This window comes from Stagnihabitans sp. (assembly GCF_964946895.1).
This window is the reverse complement of the sequence record NZ_CBBQHX010000004.1, coordinates 208,806-216,109: the sequence shown is the minus strand read 5'-3', so window position 1 is coordinate 216,109 and position 7,304 is coordinate 208,806. Positions and strand designations below refer to the sequence as shown.

The 7,304-nt window shown below is 66.6% G+C and carries 7 protein-coding genes; 2 read left to right on the top strand and 5 right to left on the bottom strand.

The features are described 5' to 3' along the window. Positions 1-77 precede the first annotated feature (77 nt). Positions 78-662: a nitroreductase family protein gene (locus AC1Y2B_RS04410; RefSeq protein WP_482251845.1), complete on the bottom strand. Its 585-nt coding sequence runs from the start codon at positions 660-662 to the stop codon at positions 78-80. 132 nt (positions 663-794) lie between these two features. Between AC1Y2B_RS04410 and AC1Y2B_RS04405 the strand changes: the two genes are divergently transcribed. Then, positions 795-1,061: a DUF167 domain-containing protein gene (locus AC1Y2B_RS04405; RefSeq protein ID WP_482251844.1), complete on the top strand. Its 267-nt coding sequence runs from the start codon at positions 795-797 to the stop codon at positions 1,059-1,061. Between the two features lie 112 nt (positions 1,062-1,173). Here the strand turns inward: AC1Y2B_RS04405 and AC1Y2B_RS04400 are convergent, their stop codons facing one another. The 4 genes from AC1Y2B_RS04400 to AC1Y2B_RS04385 all read right to left on the bottom strand — a co-directional run bounded on the left by AC1Y2B_RS04400 (position 1,174) and on the right by AC1Y2B_RS04385 (position 5,666). Continuing rightward, positions 1,174-1,884 carry a GNAT family N-acetyltransferase gene (locus tag AC1Y2B_RS04400; protein ID WP_482251843.1) on the bottom strand — a complete coding sequence of 237 codons (711 nt, stop codon included), beginning with the start codon at positions 1,882-1,884 and terminating at the stop codon, positions 1,174-1,176. A 45-nt stretch (positions 1,885-1,929) separates the two neighbouring features. Next, the gene (locus AC1Y2B_RS04395) at positions 1,930-2,415 is read right to left on the bottom strand and encodes a DUF1993 family protein (RefSeq protein WP_482251842.1); all 486 of its coding nucleotides are present in this window, start codon (positions 2,413-2,415) and stop codon (positions 1,930-1,932) included. An 88-nt stretch (positions 2,416-2,503) separates the two neighbouring features. Next, positions 2,504-4,297 carry an aspartate--tRNA ligase gene (gene aspS / locus AC1Y2B_RS04390; protein WP_482251841.1) on the bottom strand — a complete coding sequence of 598 codons (1,794 nt, stop codon included), beginning with the start codon at positions 4,295-4,297 and terminating at the stop codon, positions 2,504-2,506. Between the two features lie 163 nt (positions 4,298-4,460). Continuing rightward, positions 4,461-5,666 (bottom strand): UbiH/UbiF/VisC/COQ6 family ubiquinone biosynthesis hydroxylase, encoded by a 1,206-nt coding sequence (locus tag AC1Y2B_RS04385; RefSeq protein ID WP_482251840.1) that lies wholly within the window; start codon positions 5,664-5,666, stop codon positions 4,461-4,463. Positions 5,667-5,913: 247 nt separating this feature from the next. Here AC1Y2B_RS04385 and AC1Y2B_RS04380 point away from each other — a divergent pair, with 247 nt between their 5' ends. After that, positions 5,914-7,245, top strand: coding sequence for an amidase (locus AC1Y2B_RS04380; RefSeq protein ID WP_482251839.1), 1,332 nt, complete (start codon positions 5,914-5,916; stop codon positions 7,243-7,245). The last annotated feature ends 59 nt before the right edge of the window (positions 7,246-7,304 follow it).

Sequence of the window (7,304 nt, the reverse complement as noted above, 5' to 3'; positions counted from 1 at the left end):
ACCCCCTGCCAGACCACGCGCAGAAAGCGCGGGTCAGACAGTTGCCCCAAGGCGGCAAAGACGCAGGAAAAGACCAGTTACGCCTCCACCCATTCCACGATCTTGCCCAGGTCCGGCCGCGGCCGGTCCGGCGCCTCGCTCGCCACGGTCCCCAAATGCACGACACCGGCCACCAGTTCCGCCCCGGTGCAGCCGAACGCCTGCTCGGCCCAGACCGGATCATGCGCCGGCCAGCCGGTCAGCCAGCACGCCCCCCACCCGCTTGCCTCTGCCGCATTGACAAGGTTCATGCACAGCGCATGGGCCGAGGCTCTTTGTTCCACCTCCGGCACCTTCCCCGACTCCTTCGGCGAAGAAATCACCACCACCGCAAGGCCCGAGGTGTCATAGATCGCCCGCCCCTTGCCCGCCATCTCGGCATCGCCCCCCAAGGCCACCGCCCGCGCCGCCGCAAGGTCGCCCAGCCGCTTCATCGCCGCCCCCCGCACCACCAGCACGCGCCACGGCTCCAGCTTGCCATGATCCGGCACCCGCAGGGCGGCAGCAAGGATCGGTTCCAAAGCGGCGCGGTCGGGCACGGCACCGCCCAAAACAAAGAACTTCGCCGGATGCGAGCGGCGGGCAGCAAGGAACGCAAAGGCTTCAGGGTTGGCAACCGGCATGGAAATCTCCTTTTGCAGCAAGGTCCCCCAGCCCGCAGGCGGCGTCAAGGGACCGCACCAAGACGCTGCACCCCGCCCCTTTCCGTTGGCCCCGTCCCGCACTACCCTGCGCCAAAGCAAAAAGGCCTCCGCATGACCCGTCCCACCAAAGGCCAATGGTCCGCCCGCGCGCGGCCCGGCGCCACCTTCGCCCTGCACGTCACGCCCCGCGCCCGCCAGACCGCGCTGACTGAAATGCCCGACGGCAGCCTCAAAGCCACCACCACCACCGCACCCGAGGATGGCAAGGCCACTGCCGCCGTGGCCGAACTTCTGGCCCAGGCCCTCGGCGTCGCCAAATCCCGCCTGACCCTGATCAAAGGCGCCACCGCACGGGACAAGGTCTTCCGGCTCGACTGACCCAAATCCAGCCCCCCCCCCGCACCCCCCTATTTCATTTGTTCATAAATATCCCACGGAGGGGTCCGGGGAGGTGTGAAACCTCCCCGGCTGCCAGCCCCAAGCGCCACCCCTAGAAGGCCGGATCAGACGCCGCCCGCACCAGCCCGGTCAAATCCGCCAGCCGCTCGCGCTGCCGCCCCTCCGCGTCAAAGTTGCGCGGCGCAAGCCAGGCCTTGTAGGCCTCGCGCAGCGCCGGCCATTCGCCGTCGATGATGGAAAACCACGCCGTGTCGCGGTTCCTTTGCCGGTAGACCGTGGCCTGCCGGAAGATCCCCTCATAGGAAAACCCCAACCGCTGCGCCGCGCGGCGTGACGGCATGTTCAACGCATCGCACTTCCACTCATAGCGCCGATAACCGGCCGCAAAGGCCCAGTCCATCATCAAATACATCGCCTCGGTCGAAGGGCGCGAGCCCGCAATCTCGGGCGCCAGGTTGATATGCCCCACCTCGATCGACCCCGCCTCGGGCGTGATGCGCAGATAAGACGCCACCCCGCCACAATGCCCGGTCTTCAGGTTGCGCAGCACATAAAACATCGGGTCCACGCCAGACGCGCTTTCCTTCGCCCAGCGGTGATAGGCGGCTGCCGAGGAGAACGGCCCATAGGGCAGATAATCCCACAGCCCGTCATGGCCATTATAGGCCCGGAACAGATCCGCCGCATGGGTATCGGGGTCCATCAGCTCCAGCTGCACATAGGCCCCGGTCAGGGTTGTCCCCACCGGCCTGACCGGCGGCTTCCAGTTGGGCAGCGCTGTTCCGAATGTTTTCAAAGCCATGTCTCACCTCTTGCCCGCCAACTATGCCCCGCCACCGAACCCCCCTCAAGCCTCAAAGCGGAAGTCGGGCGGATAGCGGTGAAAGGCATCGAAATCCGCCTTGCCCAGCGTCAGCCCGGCATTGCGCAAGGCGGCATAGCCCATCGTCACATGAAAGAAGAAATTCGGCAGCCCGTACAGATACAGAAACTGCTCGCCCGCCTGCTCCAGTTCGGCAAACCCCGCCCGATGCCGGATCCGCCGCGTCTCGGCCCCAAGAAACTCATCCGGCCGCATTGCCCCCAGCGTCGCCCGCACCACCGCCAGCCTGGGCGCCAAGGCCTGCGGCATATCCGGCACCTCGCGCCCCGCAAGCGGACAGGCCACCCGCAACGCAAACCCAGCCGCCGTGGCAAACTGCTTGCCCGCCGGAAAACTGTCCGCCACCCGCGCCTTCAGCATCTCGGGCCCGGCCAGCTCCACCATCTCCTGCACACGGGCAAGATAATGCCGAAACACCGGAACCGAGGCCGTGTAAAGCGCCGGGTTCATCCCCGGTCAACGCGCTGAAAATGGGCAGGCAGCATGATCCCTCCAACCGAAGTCAGAGTGACCGCCCCCCGCCCGCTTGTCCAGCTTCTCAGTCCTTCGGCACCACGCGCAGCCGCAATTCGCGCAGCTGCTCGTTCATCGGTTCCGACGGCGCGCCCATCAGCAGGTCTTCGGCACGCTGGTTCATCGGGAACATGATGACCTCGCGAATGTTCGCCTCATCCGCCAGCAGCATCACCGCCCGGTCGATCCCCATGGCACAACCGCCGTGCGGCGGCGCGCCATACTTGAACGCCTTGACCATGCCGCCAAACCGCTTGTCGACTTCGCTGTTCGGATAACCCGCCAGTTCGAACGCCTTGTACATGATCTCGGGCTTGTGGTTGCGAATGCCGCCACTGATCAGCTCATACCCGTTGCAGGCCAGGTCATACTGGTACGCATACACGCCCAGCGGATCGCCCTGCAACGCCTCCAAGCCACCCTGCGGCATCGAGAAGGGGTTGTGGCTGAAATCAATCTTGCCCTCATCCGTCTTCTCATACATCGGGAAATCCACGATCCAGGCAAAGCGGAAGCTGTCCGTCTCGGCCAACCCCAACTCCCGCCCGATCTCGTTCCGCGCCTTGCCCGCAAAGCTCTGGAACGCGTCCGGCTTGCCGCCCAGGAAAAACGCCGCATCGCCCAGACCCAAGCCCAGTTGCTGACGAATAGCCTCGGTCCGCTCCGGCCCGATGTTCTTGGCCAACGGCCCCGCCGGTTCCATGCCCGAGCCATCTTCGGCCTCACGCCAGAAGATATACCCCATCCCCGGCAGACCCTCCTTCTGGGCAAAGGCGTTCATCCGGTCACAGAACTTGCGCCCCACCGGTTCGCCCTTCGGCCCCTTCGGCGCGGGAATGGCGCGGATTTCCGTGCCCTCCTGCTCCAGCAACTTGGCAAACACCGCAAAGCCCGAACCGCGGAAATGCTCGCTCACAATCTGCATCTTGATCGGGTTGCGCAGGTCCGGCTTGTCGGACCCATACCACAACAGGGAGTCCCGATAGGCAATCAGCGGCCACTCGGCCGGCACCTTCATCTCAGGCCGGAACGTCTGGAACAGCCCCTGAATAACCGGCTGCACAGCGGCAAAGACGTCTTCCTGCTTCACGAAGGACATCTCGACGTCCAACTGATAGAAGTCGGTCGGGCTGCGGTCAGCGCGGGGGTCTTCATCCCGGAAACACGGCGCAATCTGGAAGTACCGGTCAAAGCCCGCCACCATGATCAACTGCTTGAACTGCTGCGGCGCCTGCGGCAGGGCATAGAACTTGCCCGGATGCAGACGCGACGGCACCAGAAAGTCCCGCGCGCCTTCGGGTGAGGAGGCGGTGATGATCGGCGTCTGGAATTCATTGAACCCCTGATCCCACATCGCATTACGCAGATGACGGACAACGTTCGACCGCAGCATCATGTTCTTGTGCAGCTTCTCGCGCCGCAGATCCAGGAACCGGTACGTCAGCCTGGTCTCTTCCGGATATTCCACATCGCCAAACACCGGCATCGGCAACTCGGCAGCTTCCCCCAGCACGGTCAGCGAGGTCGCATAAACCTCGATCTCCCCCGTCGGCAGCTTGGCGTTCACCAGCGACGCATCCCGCTGCTTCACCCGCCCGTCAATCTGCACCACCCACTCGGCCCGCACCTTCTCGATCTCGGCAAAGGCAGCGGAATCGCCATCCGCAATCACCTGCGTGATCCCGTAATGGTCGCGCAAATCAATGAACAGCACGCCGCCATGGTCGCGCACCCGGTGAACCCAGCCCGACAACCGGACCGTCTCCCCGACGTTGGAAGTATTGAGTGCGGCACAAGTGTGGCTGCGGTAGGCGTGCATAGGCATCCCCTTTTCGAGGCTTGATGGAACCGAAGGCGATAGAACGCCGCCGCCCCGCGAAGTCAACCCCACGCCCTTTCATACTTGTGCAAATATCCCCGCCGGAGGCATCCGCGGCCCGCGGCAAAAGCCTCCGGCGGGGATATTTATCCAAGTATGAATGTCACAGCGCCTGCCCGGTCAGCAGTTTCGGCTGATCCCCCACCAGCCCCGCCGCCTGCCGCATGAATCCACGCCGCAAGGCGGGCACCTTGTTGACCAAGCCCAGCCCCAGATCCCGCACCCCGCGCAGCAGCGGATTGTCGTTCGAGAACAGCTTGTTGACCCCATCCATCCCCAAGGCCATCACGGTCGTGTCAAACCGCCGCCACCGCTCATAGCGCTCCAGCACATCCATCGCGCCAATATCCTCGCCGCGCCGTGCCGCCCCCACCAGCACCTCGGCCAAAGCCGCCACATCGCGCAGGCCCAGGTTCAGCCCCTGCCCGGCGATCGGATGGACGCCATGCGCCGCATCGCCCACCAAGGCCAGCCGCTCCGCCACAAACCGCTCCGCCAGGCTCAGGCTCAACGGATAGGTGAACCGCACCCCCGCCAGCTTGATCTCTCCCAGAAAATCCCCGAAGGCAGGCCGCAGCGCCGCCAGAAACCCCGCATCGTCCAGCGCCGCAATCTCCGCCGCCACCGCGTCCCGTTCACTCCATACGATGGACGAATGGCAGCCCCCCGCCAGCGGCAGAATGGCCAAGGGCCCGCCCGGCATGAAGAACTGATGCGCCACGCCGCCATGCGGCACCTCATGCGCAATCGCCGTCACCAGCGCGGTCTGCCCATAGCCCCAGCCCTGCCGCCGGATCCCCGCCCGCAGCGCCGTCCCCGAGCCGCGCCCGTCACATCCGACAATCACCTTCCCCGTCAGCACCCGGCCCGAGGCCAGCGTCACCGCCCCCGCCGCCTGCGCCACCACACGCTCGCCCGACAGCAAGGTGACCCCCGGCGTCTTCGCCATCGCCGCCAGAAAGCCGGCATACAAATGCCGGTCCTCGACCATGTACCCCATCGGGCCTTCTTCAATCTCCGCCGCATCGAACTTCAGCGCGAAGGGCGAAGCCCCCTCCCCCGCCCGCCCATCACTGGCCACCACCTTCAGGATCGGCTGCGCCACCAGCCCGCGCCACACCCCCACCGCCGCCAGCAAGCGTTGCGAGGCCAGGGCCAGCGCATAGGCCCGCCCGTCAAACCCCACCTCCGCCCGCGCCTCGGCGGGCCTTGCATCGACCACGCAAACCGCCAACCCGGCCTGCGCCAGCGCCAAAGCCAAAGCCGGCCCGTTCAGCCCGCCGCCAATGATCAGAACATCCGCATCCATGCTTCACCTCGCCCCCGCAATCTAGGTCACCGCCCCCCCGCCCGCCAGTGCCGCCACGCCGCAGCATGAAGCTCGGCCATTTTCCCCGGACAAGCGCCTCCAGCCCCCGCACGCCTTTCCTTTTCCTCCCAGCCAATTGCTCCACGGGCACCGCCCTCCGCCGCCACAACAACGATCCGCCCTTCTTCCCATCCACCCTTCCCCTTCCCCCCGCGCCGCCCTAACCTGCCGCAAAACGGAGACGCACATGACCCACACCTGGAGCCACATGACCGCAGCCCACCTCGGCCGCGGCATCGAGTCCGGCAAGATCAACGCCGTCGAACTGACCGAGTATTTCCTTGACGCCATCGCCGCCCACCCGCACGGCCCGCGCATCTACGCCCGCACCACCGCAAGCCGCGCCCAGGGCGAGGCGATGGCCGCCGCCGCCCGCGCCAAGACGGGCCTGCGCCGCCACGCGCTGGACGGCGTGCCCCTGTCGTGGAAAGACCTGTTTGACACCGCCGGCACCGCGACCGAGGCCGGCTCCGCCCTCCTGCGAAACCGCACGCCCTCGCAAGACGCCCGGGTCCTGCAGACCGCCACGCTGCAAGGCTCGGTCTGTCTTGGCAAGACCCACATGTCCGAACTGGCCTTCTCCGGCCTCGGCCTGAACCCGGTCACCGCCACGCCACCCTGCATCAACGACAGCCAGGCGGTGCCCGGCGGTTCCTCCTCGGGGGCCGCCGCCTCCATCGCCTATGGCCTCGCCCCCGCAGGCATCGGCTCCGACACCGGCGGCTCGGTCCGCATCCCCGCGGCCTGGAACGACCTTGTCGGCCTGAAAACCACCCACGGCCGCCTGTCCCTGCACGGCGTCGTGCCCTTGGCGGAAAGCTTTGACACCGTGGGACCCCTCGCCCGCTCGGTCGAGGATTGCGCCCTCCTCCTCGCCCTGCTCGAAGGCAGCAAGGCGCCCGACCTGACCGGCGCCTCCCTCTCCGGCGCGCGCCTCGCCATCCTTGACACCGTGGCACTGGATGACCTGCGCGACGGTCCCGCCAAGGGCTTCACCGACGCCATCATGCGCCTGACCCGCGCCGGCGCCAGCATCACCCACCTGCAAGCCCCCGAAGTGGCCGAGGCGATGACCTACGCCGGCGCCCTCGTCACCCCCGAGGCCTATGCGATCTGGCGCGACGTCATCGAAGACGCCCCGGGCAAGATGTTCCCCCGCATCCTCGACCGTTTCCGCACCGGCGCCGCCACCTCTGCCGCCGACCACATCGCCGCGCGCCGCCGCCTGACCCAACTCCGCGACGCTTACAACGCCCGCACCGCCGCCTTTGACGCCGTCCTGATCCCCACCTCCGCGATCATGCCGCCCAACGCCCATCGCCTGATGACCGACGACAGCTACTACGTCTCCGAAAATCTGCTGGCCTTGCGCAACACCCGCATCGGCAACCTGCTGGATCAATGCGTCCTGACCCTGCCAACCTCGCAACCCTCCTGCGGCATCTCCTTCATGGCCGCCCCGGGAACCGAGGCCCGCCTCCTCCGCCTCGGCGCCGCCGCAGAACACGCCCTGCAATAAGCCCCCCCCACCCAGCCAATCCCCCCCAGCCAATCCCCTTTCATACTTGCCCAAATATC